General features: G+C 62.6%; 24 protein-coding genes and 1 pseudogene. 18 read left to right on the forward strand and 7 right to left on the reverse strand.

The window, feature by feature from the left end:
• Positions 1–15: 15 nt before the first annotated feature.
• The 7 genes from ASD02_RS15210 (at position 16) to ASD02_RS15240 (ending at position 6676) form a co-directional block, all read left to right on the forward strand.
• Entirely contained in the window at positions 16–300 is a 285-nt protein-coding gene (locus ASD02_RS15210; RefSeq protein WP_107027602.1) for an acyl carrier protein, read from the forward strand.
• A gap of 116 nt (positions 301–416) precedes the next feature.
• A complete protein-coding gene (locus tag ASD02_RS15215; RefSeq protein WP_057208732.1) occupies positions 417–902 on the forward strand; it encodes a 3-hydroxyacyl-ACP dehydratase FabZ family protein in 486 nt (161 codons plus the stop codon).
• A gap of 2 nt (positions 903–904) precedes the next feature.
• Positions 905–2107 carry a beta-ketoacyl-ACP synthase gene (locus ASD02_RS15220; protein ID WP_057220808.1) on the forward strand — a complete coding sequence of 401 codons (1203 nt, stop codon included), beginning with the start codon at positions 905–907 and terminating at the stop codon, positions 2105–2107.
• A gap of 12 nt (positions 2108–2119) precedes the next feature.
• Positions 2120–3403 (forward strand): beta-ketoacyl-ACP synthase, encoded by a 1284-nt coding sequence (locus tag ASD02_RS15225; protein ID WP_025427357.1) that lies wholly within the window; start codon positions 2120–2122, stop codon positions 3401–3403.
• Between the two features lie 155 nt (positions 3404–3558).
• Positions 3559–4587 (forward strand): zinc-binding dehydrogenase, encoded by a 1029-nt coding sequence (locus ASD02_RS15230; protein ID WP_025427356.1) that lies wholly within the window; start codon positions 3559–3561, stop codon positions 4585–4587.
• 11 nt (positions 4588–4598) lie between these two features.
• Positions 4599–5522 (forward strand): lipid A biosynthesis lauroyl acyltransferase, encoded by a 924-nt coding sequence (locus ASD02_RS15235; protein WP_038577074.1) that lies wholly within the window; start codon positions 4599–4601, stop codon positions 5520–5522.
• Positions 5523–5965: 443 nt separating this feature from the next.
• On the forward strand, positions 5966–6676 hold the full coding sequence (locus ASD02_RS15240; protein ID WP_025427354.1) for a PAS domain-containing protein: 711 nt from the start codon (positions 5966–5968) through the stop codon (positions 6674–6676).
• A gap of 155 nt (positions 6677–6831) precedes the next feature.
• On the opposite strand, the gene ASD02_RS15245 is transcribed toward ASD02_RS15240, so the two are convergent.
• A complete protein-coding gene (locus ASD02_RS15245; protein ID WP_025427353.1) occupies positions 6832–7317 on the reverse strand; it encodes a hemerythrin domain-containing protein in 486 nt (161 codons plus the stop codon).
• Between the two features lie 215 nt (positions 7318–7532).
• On the opposite strand from ASD02_RS15245, the gene ccoN reads away from it, so the two are divergent.
• The 4 genes and pseudogenes from ccoN (at position 7533) to ccoP (ending at position 11015) form a co-directional block, all read left to right on the forward strand.
• Positions 7533–9155 (forward strand): cytochrome-c oxidase, cbb3-type subunit I, encoded by a 1623-nt coding sequence (ccoN, locus tag ASD02_RS15250; protein ID WP_025427352.1) that lies wholly within the window; start codon positions 7533–7535, stop codon positions 9153–9155.
• Positions 9156–9168: 13 nt separating this feature from the next.
• A complete protein-coding gene (gene ccoO / locus ASD02_RS15255) occupies positions 9169–9900 on the forward strand; it encodes a cytochrome-c oxidase, cbb3-type subunit II (RefSeq protein ID WP_025427351.1) in 732 nt (243 codons plus the stop codon).
• Between the two features lie 14 nt (positions 9901–9914).
• Positions 9915–10064 (forward strand): annotated as a pseudogene (locus tag ASD02_RS39785) (cbb3-type cytochrome c oxidase subunit 3); the annotation flags it as partial.
• Positions 10065–10151: 87 nt separating this feature from the next.
• On the forward strand, positions 10152–11015 hold the full coding sequence (gene ccoP, locus ASD02_RS15265) for a cytochrome-c oxidase, cbb3-type subunit III (RefSeq protein ID WP_025427349.1): 864 nt from the start codon (positions 10152–10154) through the stop codon (positions 11013–11015).
• A 243-nt stretch (positions 11016–11258) separates the two neighbouring features.
• On the opposite strand, the gene ASD02_RS15270 is transcribed toward ccoP, so the two are convergent.
• The 5 genes from ASD02_RS15270 to ASD02_RS15290 all read right to left on the reverse strand — a co-directional run bounded on the left by ASD02_RS15270 (position 11259) and on the right by ASD02_RS15290 (position 15384).
• The gene (locus tag ASD02_RS15270; protein WP_025427348.1) at positions 11259–12155 is read right to left on the reverse strand and encodes a hypothetical protein; all 897 of its coding nucleotides are present in this window, start codon (positions 12153–12155) and stop codon (positions 11259–11261) included.
• Between the two features lie 127 nt (positions 12156–12282).
• On the reverse strand, positions 12283–12636 hold the full coding sequence (locus tag ASD02_RS15275) for a VOC family protein (protein ID WP_025427347.1): 354 nt from the start codon (positions 12634–12636) through the stop codon (positions 12283–12285).
• Positions 12629–13051: a polyketide cyclase gene (locus tag ASD02_RS15280; RefSeq protein WP_025427346.1), complete on the reverse strand. Its 423-nt coding sequence runs from the start codon at positions 13049–13051 to the stop codon at positions 12629–12631. Before ASD02_RS15280 ends, ASD02_RS15275 begins: the two co-directional genes overlap by 8 nt.
• Before the next feature lie 79 nt (positions 13052–13130).
• Positions 13131–13916, reverse strand: coding sequence for a helix-turn-helix domain-containing protein (locus ASD02_RS15285; RefSeq protein WP_025427345.1), 786 nt, complete (start codon positions 13914–13916; stop codon positions 13131–13133).
• Positions 13917–13965: 49 nt separating this feature from the next.
• Positions 13966–15384, reverse strand: a complete 1419-nt coding sequence (locus tag ASD02_RS15290) for a sodium:alanine symporter family protein (RefSeq protein ID WP_057208728.1) — start codon at positions 15382–15384, stop codon at positions 13966–13968.
• A 187-nt stretch (positions 15385–15571) separates the two neighbouring features.
• On the opposite strand from ASD02_RS15290, the gene ccoG reads away from it, so the two are divergent.
• From ccoG to ASD02_RS15320, 6 genes are all read left to right on the forward strand, one after another.
• The gene (gene ccoG / locus ASD02_RS15295; protein ID WP_025427343.1) at positions 15572–17146 is read left to right on the forward strand and encodes a cytochrome c oxidase accessory protein CcoG; all 1575 of its coding nucleotides are present in this window, start codon (positions 15572–15574) and stop codon (positions 17144–17146) included.
• Positions 17143–17640, forward strand: coding sequence for a FixH family protein (locus ASD02_RS15300; protein ID WP_025427342.1), 498 nt, complete (start codon positions 17143–17145; stop codon positions 17638–17640). The genes ccoG and ASD02_RS15300 overlap by 4 nt, the downstream gene beginning before the upstream one ends.
• Positions 17637–19925 carry a cation-translocating P-type ATPase gene (locus ASD02_RS15305; RefSeq protein WP_025427341.1) on the forward strand — a complete coding sequence of 763 codons (2289 nt, stop codon included), beginning with the start codon at positions 17637–17639 and terminating at the stop codon, positions 19923–19925. The genes ASD02_RS15300 and ASD02_RS15305 overlap by 4 nt, the downstream gene beginning before the upstream one ends.
• The gene (gene ccoS, locus ASD02_RS15310) at positions 19922–20080 is read left to right on the forward strand and encodes a cbb3-type cytochrome oxidase assembly protein CcoS (protein WP_025427340.1); all 159 of its coding nucleotides are present in this window, start codon (positions 19922–19924) and stop codon (positions 20078–20080) included. Before ASD02_RS15305 ends, ccoS begins: the two co-directional genes overlap by 4 nt.
• A gap of 180 nt (positions 20081–20260) precedes the next feature.
• On the forward strand, positions 20261–21691 hold the full coding sequence (gene gndA, locus ASD02_RS15315; RefSeq protein WP_057220809.1) for an NADP-dependent phosphogluconate dehydrogenase: 1431 nt from the start codon (positions 20261–20263) through the stop codon (positions 21689–21691).
• A 510-nt stretch (positions 21692–22201) separates the two neighbouring features.
• Positions 22202–22507: a lysozyme inhibitor LprI family protein gene (locus tag ASD02_RS15320; protein ID WP_156408406.1), complete on the forward strand. Its 306-nt coding sequence runs from the start codon at positions 22202–22204 to the stop codon at positions 22505–22507.
• Here the strand turns inward: ASD02_RS15320 and ASD02_RS15325 are convergent.
• The gene (locus ASD02_RS15325) at positions 22497–23555 is read right to left on the reverse strand and encodes a LacI family transcriptional regulator (RefSeq protein ID WP_025427338.1); all 1059 of its coding nucleotides are present in this window, start codon (positions 23553–23555) and stop codon (positions 22497–22499) included. The genes ASD02_RS15320 and ASD02_RS15325 overlap by 11 nt on opposite strands.
• Before the next feature lie 471 nt (positions 23556–24026).
• On the opposite strand from ASD02_RS15325, the gene ASD02_RS15330 reads away from it, so the two are divergent.
• On the forward strand, positions 24027–25262 hold the full coding sequence (locus tag ASD02_RS15330; protein ID WP_025427337.1) for an ABC transporter substrate-binding protein: 1236 nt from the start codon (positions 24027–24029) through the stop codon (positions 25260–25262).
• Positions 25263–25285: the final 23 nt, after the last annotated feature.

Genomic DNA, 25285 nt, shown 5'->3' on the forward strand with positions numbered 1-25285 from the left:
AAATAATAAAGAGGTATGCGCGTGACTGCTACATTCGACAAGGTTGCCGACATCATCGCTGAAACGAGCGAGATCGATCGCGAGACGATTACGCCGGAAAGCCACACGATCGACGATCTCGGCATCGACAGCCTGGACTTCCTGGACATCGTCTTTGCGATCGACAAGGATTTCGGTATCAAGATTCCGCTGGAACAGTGGACGCAGGAAGTCAACGAAGGCAAGGTTTCGACCGAAGAATACTTCGTGCTCAAGAACCTCTGCGCCAAGATCGACGAGCTGCGGGCTGCCAAGGCCTGATCGGGCCAAGGTTCAAGCCTTTCCACTCGATTTCCAATGCCGCCGGTCGCGCCTCGCGCTTGACAGGCGGCATTGGCGTTTTTACTTGAGCCCGAAACCAAACGGGGTGAGCCTCCATGCTCCTTGAATACTTCCAGATGATCGATCGTGTCGAAACGGTCGATCTGTCGGCTGGCCGGCTGACGGCGCGATCCGTCGTTCCCGAAAAGAGCCCGGTATTCGAGGGCCACTTTCCAGGCTATCCGCTGGTGCCGGGTGTGCTTCTGATCGAGACGATGGCGCAGGCTTCGGGATTTCTGGTGCTGGCCGCGACCAATTTCGCGGCAATGCCGTTTCTGATGTCGGTCGATGGCGCCAAGATGCGGGCCTTCGTCGAGCCGTCGGCAGAACTCGATATCGAAGCCTTCCTCGAGCACGATGGCTCCGGTTTCGCCGTCACCAAGGCGAAGATCACGTCTGCGGGCAAGAAGGTCTGTGACGCACAATTGAAACTCAGAACGATGCCGTTCGATCAGGTGCCGCTCGGCGATATCGTGCGCAGGCGCGCCGACGAGGTGGGCCTGATGACGGCACTTGCGGCGGATGCCGCTTCGGAGAAGTGAAGATGAGCAAATCCGCAAACGACGTGGTGATCACCGGCGTCGGTATCGTCACAAGCCAGGGTGTCGGCGTCGAGCCGCATGTGGCGTTTCTGAACGCGGCCGAGGCGCCGGAGCCACGCGTCGAGGCCGAAAAGTTCAAGCCCTATCCGGTGCATCCGCTGCCGCAGATCGACTGGTCGCAGCAGATCGCCAAGCGTGGCGACCAGCGCCAGATGGAAAACTGGCAGCGCCTCGGCGTGTTTGCAGCAGGCCTGGCGCTCGACGACGCCGGCCTCAAGGACAATCTCGACGCCTGCGGCAGCATGGACATGATCGTGGCCGCCGGCGGCGGCGAGCGCGACATCAATGTCGATTCGCTGATCGTCGACGAGGCGCTGAAGCGCAACGACCGCGAGCAGCTGCTGAACGAGAAGCTGACGACCGAACTGCGCCCGACGCTGTTCCTCGCCCAGCTCTCCAACCTTCTCGCCGGTAACATCTCGATCGTGCACAAGGTGACGGGATCGTCGCGCACCTTCATGGGCGAAGAGGCGGCCGGCATTTCGGCGATCGAAACGGCGTTCTTCCGCATCAAGGCGGGACAGTCGACACATACGCTGGCGGGCGGCGCATTTTCGGCCGAACGTCTCGACATCATGCTGATGACGGAGGCCATCCAGGCGCAGACGGTCGGCGACTGGCAGCCGATCTGGTCGCGCAAGCGCCAGGATGGCGGCGGAATGATCCTCGGTTCCGTCGGCGCCTTCCTGATGCTGGAATCGCGCGAATATGCCGAAGCCCGAGGCGCCCGCATCTATGCCACGATCGACGCGATCGGCAGCGACCGTGGCAGCCGCAGCGACGGCAGGCTGGAGGCGCGCCTTGCCGATCTGGCAAAACCGGCCGAAACGCTCGATCCGGCGCAGACAGTGGTCTTCTCCGGCACCTCGGGCCTGCATGATCTCGTTGCCCACGAAAAGACCTTTCTGGAAGCAAAGCTCGCCGGCGCGCCGGTGCGCGCCTATGGCGGGCTTGTCGGCCACAGCATCGAAGCGCAGTTTCCGGCGGGCCTCGCGCTTGCCGCACTGGCGCTCGGCCACGGCGCCAAGGTTCCGGCTTTCGACGCAAGCTTCGAAAAACCGATGACGGCGGGCGCCAGAACGGCGGTCGTGACGACCATTGGTCATTCACGCGGCGAAGGCGTCGCGGTCCTTTCGGCCGAATAAGAGGAACGATTGATGAGCAACGCTTACAAGGATCATCTCGGTCGTCCGATCGTCGCCGTCACCGGCATGGGCGTCATCACCTCGCTCGGCCAGGGTCTCGAAGACAACTGGGCGGCGCTGACCGGCGGCGTCTCCGGCATCCGCAAGATCACCCGTTTCCCGACGGAAGGCCTGAACACGCGCATTTCGGGCATGGTCGATTTCATCGAGGTCCCGGCGGCCAATTCGGTCGAGCGCTCCTACGCCATGGCGCGCGAAACGACGCTTGAGGCGTTGGCGCAGGCCGGTCTTTCCGGCGATTTCAACGGCCCGCTGTTTCTCGCCGCTCCGCCGATCGAGCCGGAATGGAGCGCGCGCTTTGAACTGGCCGACCGCTCGCCACCGTCGACCCAGCCGGGCGACGCCTACAATCGCTTCCTTGCCGCGATGCGCGAGAAGGCCGATCCGGTGTTTCACGAGGCCGTGCTTTTCGGCGCGATCTCCGAACGCCTTGCCGATCGCTTCGGCACCCGCGGCCTGCCGGTGACGCTGTCGACGGCCTGCGCCTCGGGCGCAACTGCAATCCAGCTCGGCGTCGAGGCCATTCGCCAGGGCCGCACCGATCGCGCGCTGACAGTCGCGACCGACGGTTCGGTCAGTGCCGAGGCGCTGATCCGCTTTGCGCTGCTCTCGGCGCTGTCGACCCAGAACGACCCGCCGGAAAAGGCCTCCAAGCCCTTCACCAAGGACCGTGACGGCTTCGTCATCGCCGAAGGCGCGGCAACCCTGGTGCTGGAATCGCTGGAAGCAGCGGTCGCTCGTGGCGCCCGTGTCTACGGCATCCTGAAGGGGTGCGGCGAGAAGGCCGATCTCTTCCACCGCACGCGCTCGTCGCCCGATGGCGGCCCGGCGATCGCGACGATCCGCGCGGCCCTTGCCGACGCCGGCATCGACGAAGGTGGCATCGGCTACATCAACGCCCATGGCACTTCGACGCCGGAAAACGACAAGATGGAATATCTGTCGATGTCGGCCGTCTTCGGCGAACATCTGCCGTCGATCCCGGTTTCGTCGAACAAGTCGATGATCGGCCACACGCTGACGGCTGCAGGCGCAGTCGAGGCAGTGTTCTCGATCCAGACGATGCTGACCGGCACCTTGCCGCCGACGATCAACTACCAGAATCCCGACCCGGCCATCGTGCTCGACGTCGTGCCGAACGTGAAGCGCAGCCAGCAGGTCTCTGCCGTGCTGTCGAACTCCTTCGGCTTCGGCGGACAGAACGCCAGCCTTGTCATGACCGCCGAGCCGGCCTAAGTCGGCGGTCACAGCGCCGCGCGTCGAACATGACGCGCAAGCGACGCTGTAACGCTTTAAGCCTGCTGCACGCTTCCTTGAACCGGATCCGATCTAAGGAAGCACGCCGCAGAAACTTCAGACGAAATGATGCCGCTCAAGGCAGAGGAAAGATCATGCGCGCCCTGCAACTGCTCGATGACCGCAAGCTCGAAATCACCGACGTTCCCGAGCCGGAAGCGCCAGGCCCGGGCGAAGTGACGCTCCGGGTCAAGGCCGTCGCACTCAACCACATCGACGTGTGGGGCTGGCGCGGCATGGCCTTTGCCAAGCGCAAGATGCCGCTCGTCATCGGCGCCGAGGCGGCCGGTGTGGTCGAAAGCATCGGCCCGGGCGTTTCAAGCGTGCTTCCGGGGCAGCTCGTTTCGATCTATGGCGCGCGCACCTGCGGCCTCTGCCGCCCGTGCCGCGAAGGTCGCGACAATCTCTGCGAACATGTGGGCGGCGTGCATGGCTTCCACCTCGACGGCTTCGCGCAGGAGAAGATCAATCTTCCCGCACGCCTGCTGGTGCCGGCACCTCCGGGCATCGATGCCGTGGCCGCAGCGCTTGCACCGGTCACCTTCGGCACGGTCGAGCACATGCTGTTCGACAACGCCAAGCTTGAGCCAGGCGAAACCATTCTCGTCCATGCCGGCGGCTCCGGCATCGGCTCGGCGGCAATCCAGCTTGCCAAGAAGATCGGCTGCACGGTTATCACTACCGTCGGATCCGACGACAAGATCGAGAAGGCCAAGGCGCTCGGCGCCGATCACGTCATCAACTACCGCACCGACCGCTTCGAAGGTGTCGTGCGCAAGCTCACCAAGAAGAAGGGCGTCGACGTCGTGTTCGAACACGTCGGCAAGGACACCTGGGCCGGCTCAATGCTCTGCATGAAGCGGGGAGGCCGCCTGGTCACCTGCGGCTCGACCTCCGGTGTGTCGACCGACATGAACCTGATGATGCTGTTCCAGCAGCAGCTGAAGCTGCTCGGCTCCTTCGGCTGCCGCATGGAAAACATGGCCAACGCCATGCAGAAGATGGCGCGCGGCCTGGTGCATCCGGTCATCGATACGCAGGTCGGTTTCGACGAGATCGACCGGGCACTGGAGCGGATGGAATCGCGCCAGATCTTCGGCAAGATCATCCTGAAGATGGATTGATCCACGTGCGCATGCTGATCACACGGCTGGTTCTGACGGCGGATCATTTCCGGCAGTGGCTGATTGCGCAACTCGTCTTTCTGCTTCTGACGATCCTGAAGCTGTTTCCGGCTGACGGCGCGATCCGCTTCATGGATCGCGCCGCACGCTTCATCGGCCCGAAGACCAGCCGGCACAAGCTGACGCTGACCAATCTGCGCAACGCCTTTCCCGAGAAGCGGGAGGCCGAGATCGAAGCGATCGCCATGGAGAGCTGGGGCAATATGGGCCGCATGGCGGCGGAATATGTCTTCCTCGACCGGCTGTTCGATTTCGATCCCGAGGCGACCAAGCCCGGCCGCGTCGAAGTCTCCGGCGTTCCGCTCTTTCTCGAGCTGCGCGACAACCCGCGACCCTTTATCGTCTTTACCGCCCACAGCGGCAATTTCGAGATGCTGCCGGTCGCTGGCTCCGCCTTCGGGCTGGAGGTGACGGTGCTCTTCCGTCCGCCGAACAACCCTTACGTCGCCGAGAAGGTCTTCGAGTTCCGCAAGGAGCGCATGGGCAATCTCGTGCCGTCGCATGCGGGTTCGTCCTTCGCACTCGCCCGCCAGCTAGAGCGCGGCAACGGCGTCGGCGTTCTGGTCGACCAGAAATTCCGCAAGGGCCTGAAGACCAAATTCTTCGGCCAGGACGTGCAGACCAACCCGCTGCTCGCCAAGCTCGTGCGGCAGTTCAATTGCGAGGTCTATCCCGCCCGCTGCATCCGGCTGCCCGGCAACCGTTTTCGGCTGGAGCTGGAGCCGGCGATCGACATTCCGCGCAAGCCCGATGGCGCTGTCGACGTCAACGCCACGGCACAGGTTCTCAACGACAAGGTGGAGAGCTGGGTGAGGGAGTATCCCGGGCAATGGTTGTGGTACCACGACCGCTGGCACATCAAGCGCTACCTGTAAGACTGATTCTCTTCGAACCGCAAAAGGCGTTGCCGCCGCAGGCATTAACGCCCTTTTTGTCTATGCCTAAGGCATTTGCTGGAGAAAATCGCCGTCTTTGCGCCGTTGAAGTCGTTTCGAAACCGCAAGCTTCCCTTTCTGATGTTGAACGGGGCGGTAATGAGTGTAAACTCACCGTTGTATTGCGAGGGGCAGACTGCAAGCGCTTTGGGTGGCCAAGTCTTTGTGGTTTTCGCTGAGGATGTGGGGGAAACGTCAACGCCTGCATGTTTCCTTAAATCCTATTCGATTTAGGAATAAAAACATGCAGTAATTCGAAGTGCTACAGCGACCTTTGCGCGTCTAATAAGACGCGCGGCGCTGTAGATCAGCATCTACATCATCAAAGCCTGTCATATAAGTGCATCGGCGCGGCCTCGGCCGTGGGGGATTGGGGTTTCGAATTGAACGCACTGATTGAGCTGTTCTGGTTCAAGTATTCACAACTGCAGTATGCAGTACGTACAGCAGACGAACATCTGATCGGACTTCTGGATCGCGAGCTCGATCCCATCTTGAAGTCGGTCTATGATGAGAAGGCCGTGAGCGTCGAAGATGCCCGCCTTCAGTTCCAGTTTCTGATCGATATTCTGCGCGTCGAGGCCGACGATATTTCCTGCGTGCTGCGCCATTCGCAGCTTTTGCAGTCGCTGATCAATCGCTATTTCGCAGCCACGGGCGCGGTCAACGCTGCCGACTTGCGACTGGAGCGCACGCCGGCTGCACCACACAAGGGGCGGGCGGACGAGGGGCTTCTCAACGAGGCGATTCTCGACAGCTTCCCTGACCGCATCGCCGTGATCACGCCGGATTATCGGTATCTCTATACCAATCCGCTCAACGCCAACCATCTCGAAAGCCGCCCGATGGATCTCATCGGTCGGCATATCGTCGAATTCATTGGCATCCAGCGCTTCGAGCTGCGCGTGAAGAGCTATCTCGATCGCTGTTTTGCGGGCGAGGTGGTCGACTATACCTTCGCCAAGACCGTCGACGCGCGAACCGTCGTGGTGCGCTGCCGGCTGACGCCGTGCATGTCGAGCAACGGCAAGCTCATCGGTGCGATCCTGGTGATCCAGGAGCATGCGGACCGACGCCGCGCCATCGCCGCCTGATCCCTGTCGCCTAGAGCGCCGCGCGTCTTATTGGACGCACAAAGGTCGCTGTAGCACTTTGAATTGCTGCATGTTTCCTTAAATCGAATAGGATTTAAGAAAACATGCAGTTGAGCCGGATACAGAAACGGCGGCCCTTTCGAGCCGCCGTTCGTTCAATTGATGTCCGGGTCGACTGGAAGCAGCGTGCGAAGACATTCCTGCTCGAAGCCGATGTGCCTTCGCAGATTGGTGAAGAAGCCGCGCAGCATGTAGCCGGCTGTCTCCGCATTGACGCTCTCGTCGGCAGCGCCGAGCTTCACCAGCATCTCCGTGAGCTCTTCGGCAAAGCACTCATCTTCGCAATGTTCGTATTTGAGCCGCGCGAGCGTTGCCGCGATCGACGGGTCGTCGCCGAAATTCTGCTCGACCCAGCGAAACACCGCGCTCTCTTCGCCCGAATGCAGTTCGCGTATGAGCGGCTCCAGCATCTTGGCGGCATAGGCGCATTTCTGCCGGTCGATTTCAGCCGGCAGGCTGTCGGCGATTTCCTCCAGGCTGTTGCAGAGCGCAAGCTGTTCCTGATGCGCACGTGCCAGCCAGGCCCGCGGTTCGCCCATCGGGGCAGGGCGCGCTCGCAAACCCGTCCACACCCGGATCATTCCACTATCATTCGTTCTCTTCATGCTGTTCTGACGCCAGCTCCTATGGCGCTCCCTCATTGTTTCCTGAGGGTGAAGCAAGTGGAGGCCCCCGGCCTTGATCTGAATCAAGGTGAGGGTGCCCCGATTCTGACACTTTCCGGCAAGCTGCGCTGGGCATGCCGCCTTTAGGCGTGTGCACGCGTCTGCATCTGGATAAAGTTGGGGACCCAACCATGAAATACACTTTCGAGACGATCCTGCTCGGGGTCGGTGCTTTCCTGGCGCTTCTAGGCGCCGGATTCGCACAGGACCGGCAGTTCGAAGCCCATATGTGGGTGCTGTTCTTCGTGCTGCTCGGCGGCACGATCGTTATGATGCGGCGCCTCGACTTCAGCACGGCGTCAGCAGGCAAGGCGGCCGCACCGCAGTCGGAATATTTCGACGAAGTCGTGAAGTATGGCGTCATCGCCACCGTCTTCTGGGGTGTCGTCGGCTTCCTCGTGGGCGTCGTGGTTGCGCTCCAACTGGGCTTTCCGGATCTCAACATCGAGCCGTGGTTCAACTTCGGTCGCATGCGGCCGCTGCACACCTCGGCGGTGATCTTCGCCTTCGGCGGCAACGCGCTGATCGCGACCTCGTTCTACATCGTCCAGCGCACCAGCCGTGCGCGCCTGTTCGGCGGCAATCTCGCCTGGTTCGTGTTCTGGGGCTACCAGCTCTTCATCGTCCTGGCCGCCACCGGCTATCTGCTGGGGATCACCCAGTCGAAGGAATATGCGGAGCCGGAATGGTATGTCGACCTGTGGCTGACGATCGTCTGGGTCGCCTATCTCGCCGTGTTCCTCGGCACGCTGCTGGTGCGCAAGGAGCCGCATATCTATGTGGCGAACTGGTTCTATCTCGCCTTCATCGTCACCATCGCGATGCTGCACATCGTCAACAACCTGGCGGTTCCGGTGTCGTTCCTGGGCTCCAAGAGCTATTCGGCCTTTGCCGGCGTGCAGGACGCGCTGACGCAATGGTGGTACGGCCACAACGCCGTCGGCTTCTTCCTGACGGCCGGCTTCCTCGGCATGATGTATTACTTCATTCCGAAACAGGCCAACCGCCCCGTCTATTCCTACCGCCTGTCGATCATTCACTTCTGGTCGCTGATCTTCATGTACATCTGGGCCGGTCCGCACCACCTGCACTATACGGCTCTGCCGGACTGGGCGCAGACGCTCGGCATGGTCTTCTCCATCATGCTGTGGATGCCGTCCTGGGGCGGCATGATCAACGGCCTGATGACGCTCTCGGGCGCCTGGGACAAGATCCGCACCGACCCGATCATCCGCATGATGGTCATGGCCGTCGCCTTCTACGGCATGGCGACCTTCGAGGGTCCGATGATGTCGATCAAGACGGTCAACTCGCTCAGTCACTATACCGACTGGACGATCGGCCACGTGCATTCGGGTGCGCTCGGCTGGAACGGACTGATCACCTTCGGCGCCATCTACTACCTCACGCCGAAGCTGTGGAACCGCGAGCGGCTCTATAGCGTGCGCATGGTCAACTGGCACTTCTGGCTCGCCACGCTCGGCATCGTCGTCTACGCCGCTGTCATGTGGGTTGCCGGTATCCAGCAGGGCCTGATGTGGCGCGAATACGACGACCAGGGTTTCCTCGTCTATTCCTTCGCGGAATCGGTCGCGGCCATGCTGCCCTACTACGTGCTGCGTGCGCTGGGCGGTGCCCTGTTCCTCGCCGGCGCTCTGCTCATGGCCTTCAACGTAACAATGACCATCCTCGGCCGCGTGCGTGACGAAGCCCCGATCTTCGGTTCGACGCCCGTGCTCAAGGCTGCGGAATAGGAGGGCAGTACCCATGTCCATTCTCGACAAACACGCCACCCTGGAACGCAACGCAACGCTGCTGCTCGTCGGCTCGCTTCTCGTCGTCTCGATCGGCGGCATCGTTGAAATCGCGCCGCTGTTCTATCTCGAAAACACCATCGAGAAGGTCGAAGGCATGCGGCCCTATTCGCCGCTGGAACTCGCGGGCCGCGACATCTACGTTCGCGAAGGCTGCTACGTCTGTCACAGCCAGATGATCCGGCCGTTCCGCGACGAGGTGGAGCGCTACGGGCACTACTCGCTGGCGGCAGAATCCATGTACGACCATCCGTTCCAGTGGGGATCGAAGCGCACCGGGCCGGATCTCGCCCGCGTCGGCGACCGCTATTCGAACGAGTGGCACGTGCAGCATATGACCGAGCCGCGCTCGGTGGTGCCGGAATCGGTGATGCCGAGCTATGCGTTCCTGAAGTCGACGCCGCTCGACGTGAGGAACGTCGCCGGACAGCTGAAGGCCAACAGGGCCGTCGGCGTGCCCTATTCGGACGAGATGATCGAGAACGCCGCCGCCGACATCAAGGCGCAGGCCGACCCGAATGCGGACACGTCGGGTGTCGAGGCGCGCTATCCCAAGGCCAAGCTCGGCGATTTCGACGGCGATCCGCAGAAGCTGACGGAGATGGACGCGCTCGTCGCCTATCTCCAGATGCTCGGCACGCTGGTCGACTTCTCCACCTACGACGACACCACGGGCTATCGCTAAGGGAGGGCACGGACATGGAAACCTACACGGCCATGCGCCAGTTCGCCGACAGCTGGGCGCTGCTTGCCATGACGCTCTTCTTCCTCGGCGTCGTCGCCTTCATCTTTAGGCCCGGCGCCAAGAAGGCCGCCGATCGGGCCGCAGCCATCCCCTTCGATCACGATGTGATCGAGACTCAGAAATCAGAGCGGAATGCGGGCGGAAAACCGCAAAACACTTTTCCTCATTCCGCTCGTAAGGAGGATTGATCCATGTCGGACAAACATGTCGACGAGATCAGCGGCGTCGAGACAACCGGCCACGAATGGGACGGGATCCGCGAGCTCAACAACCCGATGCCGCGCTGGTGGGTCTATACCTTCTACGCCACCATCGTCTGGGCGATCGGTTACATGATCGTCTATCCGGCCGTGCCGCTGCTAACCGATGCGACCAAGGGCGTGCTCGGCTACTCCAGCCGTGCGGAACTCAGCGTCGAGCTTGCCGATGCCAAGGCGGCGCAGGCCGGCAATCTGGAAAAGATCGCCGCGAGCTCACTCGACCAGATCATCGCCGATCCGCAGCTTCACCAGTTCGCAGTTGCGGCCGGCGCCTCGGCCTTCAAGGTCAACTGCGCCCAGTGCCACGGTTCGGGTGCCGCCGGTTCGGCCGGCTTCCCCAACCTCAACGACGACGACTGGCTGTGGGGCGGCAAACCTGAGGAGATCTACCAGACGGTGGCGCACGGCATCCGCTATACCGGCGACGACGAGACGCGCGTCTCCGAAATGCCGTCCTTTGCCGAGATCCTCAAGCCGGAAGAGATCAAGCAGACCGCCGCCTATGTCGTCAGCCTCACCGGCACGCCTTCGGATGCGGCGCTGGTCGAACCGGGCAAGGCGCTGTTCGAGGCCAATTGCGCCTCGTGCCACGGCGCCGACGCCAAGGGCAATCGCGAGTTCGGCGCGCCGGATCTTGCCGATGCGCTCTGGCTCAATGGCTCAAGCGAGCAGGCAATCGTCGCGCAGATGAAGGCGCCCAAGCACGGCGTCATGCCGGCCTGGCTGCCACGCCTCGGCGACACCACAGTCAAGCAGCTTGCCGTGTTCGTGCATTCGCTCGGCGGCGGCGAGTAGGGGAACGCTCGCGCCCCGAGCTAAGGTTTGCCCCTCACTGTCCTGCCGGACATCTCTCCCCGCCAGCGGGGAGAGAGCCGTTGGGAGCGACGCTTTCGCCGAACATCGGCGTTGATGGGTGCGGTGCCGGCCCGGCTTGCTACCTTCGCCCCGCTGGCGGGGAGAAGGTGCTGGCAGGCGGATGAGGGGCGGTACCAATCGTCAAGTTAAGAAAATGGCCGCGTCGAAAGACGCGGCCTATCTTCATTCCAGCGCAGCGGCGATGGTGGCGCCGACCATGACGCTTGAAAGGGCGGCGCCCAAAAGCAGCGGCGCGTTGACCGGTCGGCGCACGACGGTGCCGAAATTGAACAGGTTCATCGGCAACAGGTGAAAGCCGCCGCCCTCGGGTTTGCTGCGTGGGGCTTCCATGAAACATTCGTCGTCGAACCAGATCCAGTCATTGCGCCAGGTCCAGCAGCCCTTGTCGCGATAGACGGCGGCAACCTCCTCGGCGAAGGCCTTATCGGCCGGCAGCCTGATGTAGTTGACCGGCTTGCGGCTAAAATACTGCATCGCCAGCGGCATCGAGCGTTCGGTGCAATAGTTCGACATCCAGAGCTTGAAGCCGATTTCGTCGCGAAGCCGGTCGAGCACGCGAAACACCTGCACATGATCCTCGTGACCGTACTCGCCCCAGGGATTGTGGGTGAAGACGTTCATGTCGGGCTTCAACCGCGGCTGCAGCGTGCGATAGAGCGTTTCGTAGTTTTCACGGTAGGCCTGGGCGATCGGCCGCGTCGAGTGGCGGAAGCTGCCGGGCATCAGTTGCGACAGCGATTTCTTCACCACGCGCTTGGCCTCGCGACGCGTGCCTTCGGTTCCGAACTCCATGCCGTAGGGGCCAGGCTTCGGGCTCGTCCAATCGGCGCAGTCGAAGGAGCCGGTCTCCTCCATCTCGAGGAACCGGACGTTGCCGCGGGGATAGGCCTTGATGGCGGCAACGCGGGCGTCGCCCATCTGCGGCTCCGACCAGATATCGCGATAAAGGATGATGACCTCGTCGACCTTTTTCAGGATCGAGGTGAACCACAGCAGTTCGTCGTCGGGGTGGGCGCCGATGATGACGGAATTCCGCAGAAACTCGTGATCGTCTGACATTGCCCAGCGCCCTTTGCCGCTTCTTGTTTTCGCGCGCAATCTTGGGATGCAAAGATTAAGTCTGGGTAAAATCTGCAGGCGCAGACGCCGGTTGTCCACAGGTGGCGGAAACCGGCGCGAGGGATGGTTATTGCGCCGACCAAACCGCCAGCTCGTAGCCGTCAGGATCGGCGAAGTGGAAGCGCCGGCCGCCGGGGAAGGGGAAGATCGGTTGCAGGATTTTTCCGCCGGCCGCCTCGACCTTCGTCAAGCTCTCTTCCAGATTGTCGGCATAGATGATGATCAGCGGCCCTCCGGCCCGGACTGGCCCTGTCGTGGTGAAGCCGCCGGTCAATCTTCCGTCCTGGAACTCGCAATATTCGGGGCCGTAATCCGTGAAGGTCCAGCCGAAGGCGCCGCCATAGAACGCCTTACTGGCGGCGATGTCGGAGACGTTGAACTCGACATAGTCGATGCGGCGATCGTTGCCCTTGTTACCCATGATGTGTCCTGTCGCTTTCTGATTCCAAGATTGACTTAAGGGCGGCGAGATCCTTCGCCACCCATTCGGCATCGCCGGCGAATTGCTCGTCGCTCATGTCGGCCTGCCGCAGCAGCGTGAACATCACCTCGGCGCCATCGTCGTTCGACACGACGCGCAGGGCGTTGTGCACCTTCACGCCGTTTTCCAGCGTCACCAGATGATCGACGACGCCGAAGGCATTGTCGGGGGCAAAACGCACGCGCGCGTTGCCGAGCGGTCCCGGAGCGACCCATTCTTCCCCGTCGCGCGTCAGGCCGGACGAAAGGCCCGATGCCCAGAGCGGCATGTTTTCAGGCTTGGCCATGAAAACATAGACCTCGTGCCAGTCGCGCTCGATCGAGATGTGGATGATTTTCGCTGCCAGTGTCGTCATGCGTTTCGTCGCCTTGCCATTGCCGTTGCAATCAAGGGGTAGCACCACAGGGCGTCGCCGTCTTGAATGAAACGGCCAGTCAGTTCGCGAGCTGGCGCCGGATTTCGCGCGGCGAGAGCGAGGTCAGCTCCCTGGTCTCGCGCGTCAGGTGGGCTTGGTCGGCGTAGCCGGTATCAAGCGCAAGCGCGCTCAGGCTCGCCTCAACGTCGCTTCGGCAGGTGGCGAGAAAACGCTGCAGGCGGAGGATGCGGTCGAGCGTCTTGGCGCCATAGCCGAAATGTTCGTGGCAGCGGCGGCGCAGCGTGCGCTCGCTGGTTCCTGTCGTCTGCGCCAGCAGCCGGATCGGGTTGTCAGACATCGGTTGCCTCTGGCGCAACTCAGCCAGGCAAGCGGCGATGTCGGCAGGCGGGGCTGCGACCGCCGCCAGCCTTTTCTCAACCGCGTGAGCAAGCATCGCGGCACGCGCTGCTGCGCTACCGGCCTCAGTCATCCGCGCATGGAGTTCATCGGCGGCGGCACCCCAGAAGGCATCGAGCGGCACGACCGTACCGGTCAGCTCGCAAAGCGGCGTGCGCAGCCAGGAGGCGGCAATACCGGCCCGAAAGCGCAGGCCGACCACGGTCTCGCCGGGGCCGATGACCGGAAAGGCTGCGACCCTGTCTGGGCCGGCAACAGCCAGACCCCGGCTCGACCAGATGATATCGACGCAGCCATCGGGAACGACAGCCATGGGCGAGGGCGGGCCCTCGGGCATGGTATGGCTCCAAAGGCACTCCACATGGCCCGCAAGCGAGGCAGGCGCCGAGCGCTCGCGGTAGATGCCGCAGCGCTTGGCAAGCGTCAGTGGCCGCAAGGTACCATGCATGCCTTGCCCTCCGAGGTCTCCCGCTTCCGGTTACCTGTCTCTTGCCGCCCTAATCGCGCGACCAGATCTTGCCGTCGATCTGCCCTTGCAGTTCCGGGTAGTCGGCGGCGTGGAAGACCGGCTCGACACCCTGCTTGCGCTGGGCGAAATAGTCCTTCGTCAGCTTGGCAATGGTACCCGACAGGAGCAGGATGGCAATCAGGTTGATCGTCGCCATCAGGCCCATCGAGGCGTCGGCGGCGTCGAACACGGTGGCGATGCTCTCATAGGCGCCCCAGACGACCATGGCGAGAACGGCGCATCGCATGAGGGTGATGCCGAGACGGTTGGCGCCGCCGAGATAGGTCAGCGCGTTCTCCGCGTAGGAATAGTTGCCGATGATCGAGGTGAAGGCGAAGAAGAAGATCGCAATGGCGATGAAATAGCTGCCCGCCCAGCCGATATGGACGTTCATGGCGGCCTGGGTCAGTTGCGTGCCGGTGATGCCGGAGCCGGGCTCCAGCGTGCCGGACAAGAGGATCATCACCGATGTCGCGGTGCAGATCAGGATCGTGTCGATGAAGACGCCGAGCGATTGTACGAACCCTTGCGAGGCCGGGTGATGCGGAACCGGGGTGGCGACGGCTGCGATATTCGGGGCGGAGCCCATGCCGGCTTCGTTGGAGAACAGGCCGCGCTTGACGCCGTTGAGCATGGCGGCAGCGACCCCGCCGGTGATGCCGCCTGCCGCTTCCTGCAGGCCGAAGGCGCTGGAAATGATGGTCCAGAGCACCGTTGGCACCAGCGAGGCGTTGGCGATCAGCACATAGATCGCCATCAGCAGATAGGCGACGGCCATGAACGGCACGACGATTTCGGCAACGCGCGCAATCTGGCGGATACCGCCGAAGATGACGATGCCCGAGAGCGCTGCAACGGCGATGCCGACCACGATCTTCGGAATGCCGAAGGCGCCCTGTACGGCATCGGCGATCGAATTGGCCTGAACCGCATTGAAGACGAGACCGAAGGAAAGGATGAGGCAGACGGAGAAGATCGTTGCCGCCCACGGCGCATTGAGGCCACGGGCGATGTAGAAGGCCGGACCGCCGCGATACTGGCCGTTTTCGTTCTTGACCTTGTAGAGCTGGGCCAGCGCGCTTTCCGCATAGGCCGTCGCCATGCCGACGAGCGCGACCATCCACATCCAGAAGGTGGCGCCCGGTCCGCCGAGATAGAGCGCAACGGCAACGCCGGCGAGATTGCCGGTGCCGACGCGCGAGGCAAGGCTCACGGTCAGCGCCTGGAACGGACTGATGCCCGCCGCATCCTTCGACCCGCCGCTGCTCAACACACGAAACATCTCGCCGAAATGCACGATCTGAGGAAAGCCAAGCCGGATGGTGAAGAAGATGCCGACGGCGAGCAGGCCATAAATGAGCACATAGCCCCAGAAGATCGTGTTCAAAAAGCCGATGATCGTGTCCATGCGGTCCTCGTAGGTTTGGCGGGATGTCGTGGTGTGGCAATTGCCATCAAGTCGCGCGGCATGAAGCCCGGACGTTTCGACGCATGCGGCCGCTTTAGCCCGCAAACTTGACACAGATCAACGTTTCCGGCCGCCAGATCGGGCAAAACAGCGTTCAATACGCGATATATTCGGGGATATCCCACAGATGCAGCCTCAATCCGCCACAAACGCCCCCATCGTCGAACGCCACGAGGCCGAGGCGGTCAACGCGGCGCATGTGCGCAAGCCGCTTTACGAAAAGCGCAAGAAGATCTTCCCGAAGCGCGCCGAGGGACGATTCCGCCAGTTCAAGTGGCTGGTGATGCTGGTCACGCTCGGCATCTACTATCTGACGCCGTGGATCCGCTGGGACCGCGGCGAGCATGCGCCCGACCAGGCGGTGCTTGTCGATATCGCCGCCCGTCGCTTCTATTTCTTCTTCATCGAGATCTGGCCGCAGGAATTCTTCTTCGTGGCCGGGCTTCTCGTGATGGCGGGTTTCGGCCTCTTCCTGGTCACGTCAGCCGTCGGGCGCGCCTGGTGCGGCTACACCTGTCCTCAGACCGTCTGGGTCGACCTGTTCCTTGTCGTCGAGCGCTACATTGAAGGCGACCGCAACGCGCGCATGAAGCTCGATGCCGGACCATGGACAGCGGCCAAGATCGTCAAGCGGGTGACGAAACATTCGATCTGGATTCTGATCGGCATTGCCACCGGCGGCGCCTGGATCTTCTATTTTGCCGACGCGCCGGCCTTGCTGAAGAGCTTCGTCTCGCTCGAGGCGCCGACGATCGCCTATATGACCGTCGCGATTCTCACCGCCACGACCTATGTGTTCGGCGGGCTGATGCGGGAGCAGGTCTGCACCTATATGTGCCCGTGGCCGCGCATCCAGGCGGCGATGCTCGACGAAAACTCGCTGGTCGTCACCTATAACGACTGGCGTGGCGAACCGCGCTCGCGCCACCAGAAGAAGGCGGCAGCCGCGGGCGAGAGCGTCGGCGACTGCGTCGATTGCAATGCCTGCGTCGTCGTCTGTCCGATGGGCATCGACATCCGCGACGGCCAGCAGCTCGAATGCATCACCTGCGCGCTCTGCATCGACGCCTGCGATAACGTCATGGACAAGCTTGGGCGCGAGCGCGGGCTGATCGCCTATGCGACGCTGAGCGATTATGCCTCCAACATGGCGCTTGCCACCGACGGCGGCACGACGGCGATCGACCCGGGCCGGGTGCGTGACGCCGACGGCACCTTCGTCGACAAGGTCAGGCATTTCAACTGGAAGATCGTCTTCCGGCCGCGCGTGCTTGTGTATCTCGGCGTCTGGACGCTGGTTGGTATCGGCCTGCTCTATGCGCTCCTGGCGCGCGATCGGCTGGAGCTCAACGTGCTGCACGATCGCAACCCGCAATTCGTGCTCGAATCGGATGGATCGGTGCGCAACGGCTACATGGTCAAGCTCTTGAACATGATCCCCGAACAGCGCACGATCACACTCACCATCGACGGCATGCCGTCGGCGATGATGCGCATTGCCGGCCAGGCACCGGGCGACGGCCGCAGCTTTGCCGTCGGCGTCGATCCGGACAAGGTGACGGCGCTGAAAGTGTTCGTGACGCTGCCGAAGGATAAACTCGGCGAAGCGGAAGACGGCTTCAGCCTGATTGCAGAAGACCCGTCGAGCCATGAGCGCGACGAATACCAGGCCAACTTCAACCAACCGGGAGCCGCGAAATGACCGCTGACCAAGGCAGGCAACCCCGTGTCTTCACCGGATGGCACATGCTCGGCGTGATGGTGCTGTTCTTCGGCACCATCATCACCGTCAACCTGATCATGGCCTGGAACGCCAGCCACAGCTGGAGCGGGCTCGTCGTCCAGAACACCTATGTCGCCAGCCAGCAGTTCAACGGCAAGGTGAAGGAGGCGCGCGCCTTTGCAGCGAGCGGCCTCGACGGCAAGCTCAGCCTGGAGCCGGGCGCGGTGCGCTACACGCTGACGCGACAAGGCAAGGCTGAAACGTCGGCCGACAAGGTCGTTGCCGTGTTCAAGCGTCCGGTCGAGGAGCATGAGGACGTGCAGATCGAGATGGCGCATCAGGGCAACGGCGTCTTCGTTGCCGCAACCGACCTTAAGCGCGGACAATGGATTGCCGATATCACCGCGACGTCGGGCGACAAGGTCGTCTATCGCCAGGCCATTCGCTTCATCGCGCCGGGAGAGCGTCCATGAGTTGCTGCGCTGCCGGCGCCGAAACCGCGCTGGAGATCGACAGGAGTGCGCAAGGCCTGCCGAGTTCGGAAGAGCTGTGGCTGACCAGCCGCACGCTCGGCAGTGGCCTTCGCCAGACCGACCTCAGCGTGCCCGGCATCCACTGCGGCGCCTGCATCACGACGATCGAGGCTGCCCTGAAGAGCCGGCCGGAGGTGGAGCGCGCCCGCGTCAACCTGTCCTCGCGCCGGGTCTCAGTCGTCTGGAAGGAAGAGGTCGCGGGGCAGCGCAGCGATCCGCGCGAACTGGCGCGCGCGATCCGCGAGCGCGGCTACGAAACGCATCTGTTTGCACCCGGCGAGGAAGAGGGCGACACGCTGTTGAAGCAGCTGGTCCGCGCCGTTGCCGTCGCCGGCTTTGCCTCGACCAACATCATGCTGCTCTCGGTCTCGGTCTGGTCGGGCGCCGAGGCGGCAACGCGCGATCTCTTCCATTGGATTTCGGCGCTGATCGCCGCGCCGACGCTGATCTATGCCGGCCGGTTCTTCTATGCCTCCGCCTGGAATGCGCTGAAGCACGGCCGCACGAACATGGACGTGCCGATCGCCCTGGCGATCACGCTCTCCTACGGCATCTCGCTTTATGAGACGATCACTCACGGCACCCATGCCTGGTTCGACGGCACGGTGATGCTTCTGTTCTTCCTGCTTATCGGCCGCACGCTCGACCACATGATGCGCGGCCGCGCCCGCTCGGCGATCAGCAGCCTGGCGCGCCTGTCGCCGCGCGGGGCGATGGTCATCGATGCCGACGGCAGCCGCGAATACCGTCCGGTGGACGAGATCAAGCCGGGCGAACGGCTGGCGATTGCGGCCGGCGAGCGTATTCCTGTCGATGGCCGGATTCTCGTCGGCTCGAGCGACCTGGACCGCTCGATCGTCAACGGCGAAAGCGCACCCGCGCCGGTGCATATTGGCGACACGGTCGAGGCCGGCACGCTCAACCTGACGGGACCGCTGACGATCGAGGCGACGGCTGCTGCCCGCGACTCGCTGCTCGCGGAAATCATGGGCCTGATGGAGGCGGCCGAAGGGGGCAGGGCGCGTTATCGCCGCATCGCCGATCGGGCAGCGCAATATTATTCGCCAGCGGTTCACCTGTTGGCCTTCCTGAGCTTTATCGGCTGGATGTTCGTCGACGGCGATTTCCATCACGCCATGCTGGTGGCCGTTGCTGTGCTGATCATCACCTGCCCATGCGCCCTTGGCCTGGCGGTGCCGGTGGTGCAGGTCATTGCCGCAGGCCGGCTCTTCCAGAACGGCGTCATGGTAAAGGACGGATCGGCCATGGAGCGGCTGGCCGAGATCGACACGGTGCTGTTCGACAAGACCGGCACGCTGACCGCCGGGGAACCGCGCCTGACCAACGGGGCCGAGATCAAGCCGGCGGTGCTGGCGACCGCTGCCGGCCTTGCCGTGCATTCGCGCCACCCGCTGGCCATGGCCATCCACGATGCGGCTGCGATCGCGCCGGTTCTCTCCGGCGATATCCGTGAAATCCCGGGCGCGGGCATCGAGGCACAGACGACCGACGGCATCTATCGTCTCGGCAGCCGCGCCTTTGCCTGTGGCGACGCCGGTGAGGCGAGCGGCCAGTCGGAGGTCATCCTCTCGCTCGACGGACGCGAGCTTGCCTGCTTCCGCTTTGAAGACCGGCTGCGGCCACAGGCGCGCGAAAGCGTCGACAAGCTGACACGCATGGGCTTTGCAACCGGCATTCTCTCGGGCGACCGCGAGCCGGTCGTGGCAGCGCTTGCCCGCAGGCTCGGCATCATCCGCTGGCGTTCCGAACTGTCGCCGCGCGGCAAGGTCGACGAATGCGCGGCTGCGGCCGAAGGCGGTCATCGCGTGCTGATGGTCGGCGACGGTATCAATGATGCGCCGGCGCTGCGTGCAGCCCACGTCTCGATGGCGCCGGCAACGGCTGCCGACGTCGGCCGGCAGGCTGCCGATTTCGTCTTCCTGCACCAGGGCCTCGACGCCGTGCCGATGGCGATCGACACCTCGCGCCGGGCAGGCCGGCTGATCCGCCAGAACTTCGCGCTGGCGATCGGCTACAACGTCATCGCCGTCCCGATCGCCATCATGGGCTACGCGACGCCGTTGATTGCAGCCATCGCCATGTCGACATCGTCGATCATCGTCGTTGCCAACGCTTTGCGGCTGCGCGCGAAGGTGGCGAAGTCTGCCGCAGCGATCGAGCGACAGGCGCCGACGACGCTGGGCGCGATCGGAAGCGCCTCATGAACACGCTGATCTATCTCATTCCGATCGCATTGTTCTTAGGGGGACTCGGTCTCGTCGCCTTCCTCTGGGCGCTGAAGAGCGGCCAGTACGAAGACCTCGACGGCGCCTCCTGGCGCGTGCTCGACGATGGCGACGGCAAGCCCGAAAAGGAGTGATTTTCTCAAGAATCGCTTGTCGTTAATCGATTTGAATGCCAAAACAGCCTCCGCCGTCGCATCTCGCGTCCGCCCCTTTCCCGAGGGGCAATGCGAGCGCGCGAAGTTTAATTCGAGGGGCCGGCTCCCACGCGTTTATCCTGATCGCGTCCGGCTCTCCTGTCCAATGGAGGCAATCACGTGTCACAGGCGGAAATCGGCCTTATCGGTCTCGGCGTCATGGGCTCGAACCTGGCGCTCAACATCGCTGAAAAAGGCAACAAGATAGCGGTCTTCAACCGCACCGTCGAAGCGACGCACAAATTCTACGCGGAAGCCGGCGAACTCCAGGGCCAGATCGTGCCCTGCGACACCATCGAAGAGTTCGTCGCCGCCATCCGCCCGCCACGTCCGATCATCATCATGATCAAGGCCGGCGAGCCGGTCGATCAGCAGATGGAAATCCTCAAGCCGTACCTCGCCAAGGGCGACATCATGATCGATGCCGGCAACGCCAACTTCCGCGACACGATGCGCCGCTTCGATGCGCTGAAGGACTCAGGTCTGACCTTCATCGGCATGGGTGTTTCCGGCGGTGAAGAGGGCGCGCGCCATGGCCCGTCGATCATGGTCGGCGGCACGGAAGATTCCTACAAGCGCGTCGAGACGGTGCTGACCTCGATCGCCGCGAAATACGACAATGATCCGTGCGTTGCCTGGCTCGGCGAAAACGGCGCCGGCCACTTCGTCAAGACCATCCACAACGGCATCGAATATGCCGATATGCAGATGATCGCCGAAATCTACGGTATCCTGCGCGACGGCTTGAAGATGACGGCCGGCGAAATCGGCGAAGTCTTTGGCGCCTGGAACAAGGGTCGCCTGAATTCCTACCTGATCGAGATCACCGAAAAGGTCTTGAAGGCAGCGGATCCGCTGACCGGCAAGCCGATCGTCGACCTGATCCTCGACAAGGCCGGCCAGAAGGGCACCGGCAAGTGGTCGGTGATCGAAGCGCAGAACATGGGCGTTCCGGCAACCGCGATCGAAGCGGCCGTTGCCGCGCGCAGCATCTCGTCCGCCAAGGATGAGCGCGAAGCCGCCGAGAAGATCCTCGGCCTGCCTGATGTCGGCGAGTTAAAGGTCACTGATAAGGCTGCCTTCATCAAGGACCTGGAAAACGCGCTGCTGGCCGCCAAGATCGGCGCCTATGCTCAAGGCTTTGCCGTCATGTCCGCCGCCTCGAAGGAATTCAACTGGTCGCTGCCGATGCCAACGATTGCCAAGATCTGGCGCGCCGGCTGCATCATCCGCTCGCAGTTCCTGGATGAAATCACCACCGCCTTCACCAAGGCGCCCGATGCCGCCAACCTGATCGTCACCCCGACCTTTGCCGCCATGGTCAAGGAAACCGACGGGGCACTGCGCCGTGTCGTTTCGGCGGCCATGCTCGGTGGCCTGCCGGCGCCGGCGCTGGCCTCGGCACTCGGCTACTTCGACAGCTACCGCCGCGGCCGCGGCACTGCCAACGTGATCCAGGCCCAGCGCGACTTCTTCGGCGCCCACGGCTTCGACCGCGTCGATGGCGCCGATGCCCACCACGGCCCGTGGGGCAGCGGCCTCAACGCCTGAGCGGGCAAAATCGGAATTTCGAACGGGGCGGCCTACAGCGCCGCGCGTCTTATTAGACGCGCGGCGCTGTAGCACTTTGAATTGCTGCATGTTTTTATCCTTAAATCGAATGCGATTTAAGGCAACATGCGGTAGGTCGCCCCGTTTCGTTTGGTCATCGATCCCCATCTATTCACACGGTTGTATCGAGCAGGAAGACCAGTATGCAGTAGACGGCCGTCCTTGGTGCGACCGGTGATTGAATCGCCGATGAAACCGAAGAGAGCGCCCATGATCAGACTGTCATGAGAGCTGCGGATAACGGCGGCGGCAGCGCGCCCGGTGCGCCGTTGCTGATAAGACGGCCAATTGCAGTAAGGGATTTATTCGTTCCAAGCGCGAAACAGAGTCGTTTCAAAAACGGAGACTGAGTTCCATGAAGGCTTCATTGTTGACTGCCGCCCTGGTCTTGGCAACGTCCACGTCGCATATGCGGAGCAAAGCTGCGGCGACCTGACGAACCAAGCGGACATGAACATATGCGCCGGGAAGGCCTATGACAAATCCGACACCGAACTGAACACTCTCTACAAGCAGATCGAGGCACGACTAAAGGACGACGCAGACACCACAAGGCTGCTGCTAACAGCGCAGAGGGCGTGGGTGGCGTTCCGCGATGCCGAGTGCAACTTTTCGAGTTCCGTGGTCACGGGCAGCTTGTATTCGTTCATTTTCAACTCGTGCCGTGATGGCATGACCAAAGTCCGTATCGAAAACCTCAAGGTTTACCTGAAATGCACCGACGGTGACCTGGACTGCCCTGTTCCTACCGTTTGATCGATACCGGCACGGCGGACTGAAGCTCCGGCTGACTGAGGCTCTGCAGCGTTTCGGACGGCTGGCCGTCGATATGGCCGATCACCGCCTTGGCGAGTTCGCGCCCGGCAACCCGGATGTCCTCGTACATGGTCACCACTTCGGGGCGAAGCCAGCGCAGGAAATCGCTCGGCACCTTGGACACCATGTCGGCATCCTTGCCGAGTGTCCTGTTGGCGGCCTCAAGGCCGGCGATCAGTGCGATCGCGCCGGAGCCGCTGCCCGACACGATGCCGTCAGGCGGATTGTCCGAGCGCATCAGCGTCTCGAAGGCGTCGCGGATCTCGACCAGCGTGTGATCGATATTGATGTGGTGGAAGCTGACCGCATCCGCCTGGAAATCGCGAAGGCCGCGCTCGAAGCCGGCGCGCATGTGCGAATAGAAGGTCAGGTGCGGCGGCGGCTCCAGCAGCACCAGGCGCTTGCGGCCGCGCTCCACCAGCTCGCGCACGGCCTCATAGGCAAAACGCTCGTTGTCGAAGTCGTGATAGGGGTGGACGACGCCCATCTCGGTGCGGCCGTGGGTGACGAAGGGCAGGCCGCGCTCCGTCAGAAGCGCCACGCGCGGGTCGTGCGGCTCGGTGCGCGAAATGATCACGCCGTCGGCCGCGCCGGTGTCGAGGATATAGCGGATCGGCGCCAGCGCATCCTTGGTAGCGCTATAGGGCGTGACCACCAGATGATAGGGGGTGCCGGCGAGAACCTCGGTGATGCCGACGACCATGGGGCTGGTGATGCCCATGATTTCTTCTTCCAATGTCAGTACCAGGCTGATGACATTGGTCTTGCCGGTTCTCAGGCGCACCCCGGCGCGGTTCGGCTGGTAGCCGATCTGCTTGGCGACGAGGCGCACGCGCTCCTTGGTTTCGGCGCCGATATCGGGCGCATCCTTCAAGGCGCGCGAGACGGTGGTGATGCCGAGCCCGGTCATGAAGGCGATCGTCTTCAGCGTGGGCCTGCCGCCATCCGGCGGCGGCGTCAGCGGTCTGTTTTTCGTCTTGCTGTCCATCGCTGTCACCCGCTCGCCCTTGCCGTTGCCGCCCGCCGCCCCATTTAGCGTCACTTCCCGCCTTATATACGAAATGTGACGGGGAGCTATCCTGCTATGGGCGTACGGCACCGAGGCAAATCTGTAACGATACAGTAGCGCTGTCGAGCATTTTCGTTGCTGCGCTGCGGTGAATGAAACACTCTGGTTGAGTGTGCTGTGTTGCAGCGGGCTTTTTGCGTCTGCGAGAGAGCATATGCAGCAAAATACCAGCATTTCTGCACAAAAAATATCAAAATCAGCGCGTTATCAACCCGCTATGCCGGATCTTCATGGTCTTGCCCGTGATCAGTTCACGTCTCTTTGATGTCCGAAAGTACGCCTGTAGATTGCAGAAAATGTTTCTGTTTAAATTCATTGGGGTGGGAGTTGCGGACCGGGATCGTTTCCTCTAAGTTTTTTACGGTAACGTTACAGTGAGGGAGGAGACTCATGAATTTACGTTCTTTCGCGGCCGCTTTGGCGGTGACGGTGGCGCTGCCATTTGGTGCAGCAAACGCAACCGATCTCGAGGTGACGCATTGGTGGACGTCGGGCGGGGAGGCTGCTGCGGTCGCCGAGCTTGCAAAAGCGTTCGATGCCACCGGAAATCACTGGGTTGACGGTGCCATTGCCGGCGCCGGCAGCACGGCGCGGCCGATCATGGTCAGCCGCCTGACCGGTGGCGATCCGATGGGTGCCACGCAATTCAACCATGGACGCCAGGCAGAGGAACTGGTCGAGGCTGGGCTGATGCGCGACCTGACCGATGTCGCCTCCAAGGAGAACTGGAAAGAGATCATCAGGCCGGCGAGCCTGCTCGATTCCTGCACCATCGACGGCAAGGTCTATTGCGCGCCGGTCAACATTCATTCCTGGCAGTGGCTCTGGCTGTCGAACGCTGCCTTCAAGAAGGCCGGCGTCGATGTGCCGAAGAACTGGGACGAGTTTGTCGCAGCGGCACCGGCACTTGAAAAAGCCGGCATCGTGCCGCTCGCCGTCGGCGGACAGCCGTGGCAGTCGGCCGGTGCCTTCGACGTTCTCATCGTCGCTCTTGCCGGCAAGGACACGTTCCTCAAGGTCTTTGGCGACAAGGACGAGGAAGTGGCCGCCGGTCCTGAAATTGCCAAGGTGTTCAAGGCTGCGGATGACGCGCGTCGCATGTCCAAGGGCACCAATGTCCAGGACTGGAACCAGGCGACCAACATGGTCATCACCGGCAAGGCCGGCGGCCAGATCATGGGCGACTGGGCGCAAGGCGAATTCCAGCTCGCCGGCCAGAAGGCCGGAACCGATTACACCTGCCTGCCGGGCCTCGGCGTCAACGAAGTCATCGCGACGGGCGGCGACGCTTTCTATTTCCCGGTGCTGAAGGATGAGGAGAAATCCAAGGCCCAGGAAGTGCTGGCATCGACGCTCCTGAACCCGGCGACGCAGGTGGCGTTCAACCTGAAGAAGGGTTCGCTGCCGGTGCGCGGCGATGTCGATCTGGCTGCCGCCAACGACTGCATGAAGAAGGGCCTGGACATCCTCGCCAAGGGCAACGTCATCCAGTGGACCGACCAGCTTCTGTCGGCTGACAGCCAGAAACAGAAGGAAGATCTCTTCTCCGAGTTCTTCGCCAACCCCTCCATGACGCCGGAGGAAGCGCAGAAGCGCTTTGCCGACATCATCGCTTCGGCGGACTGATGGAGCTTCCTTGATCCGTCGGC

Origin of the sequence: Ensifer sp. Root1252, assembly GCF_001425885.1 — a bacterium.
GTDB classification, from domain to species: Bacteria; Pseudomonadota; Alphaproteobacteria; order Rhizobiales; family Rhizobiaceae; genus Ensifer; species Ensifer canadensis.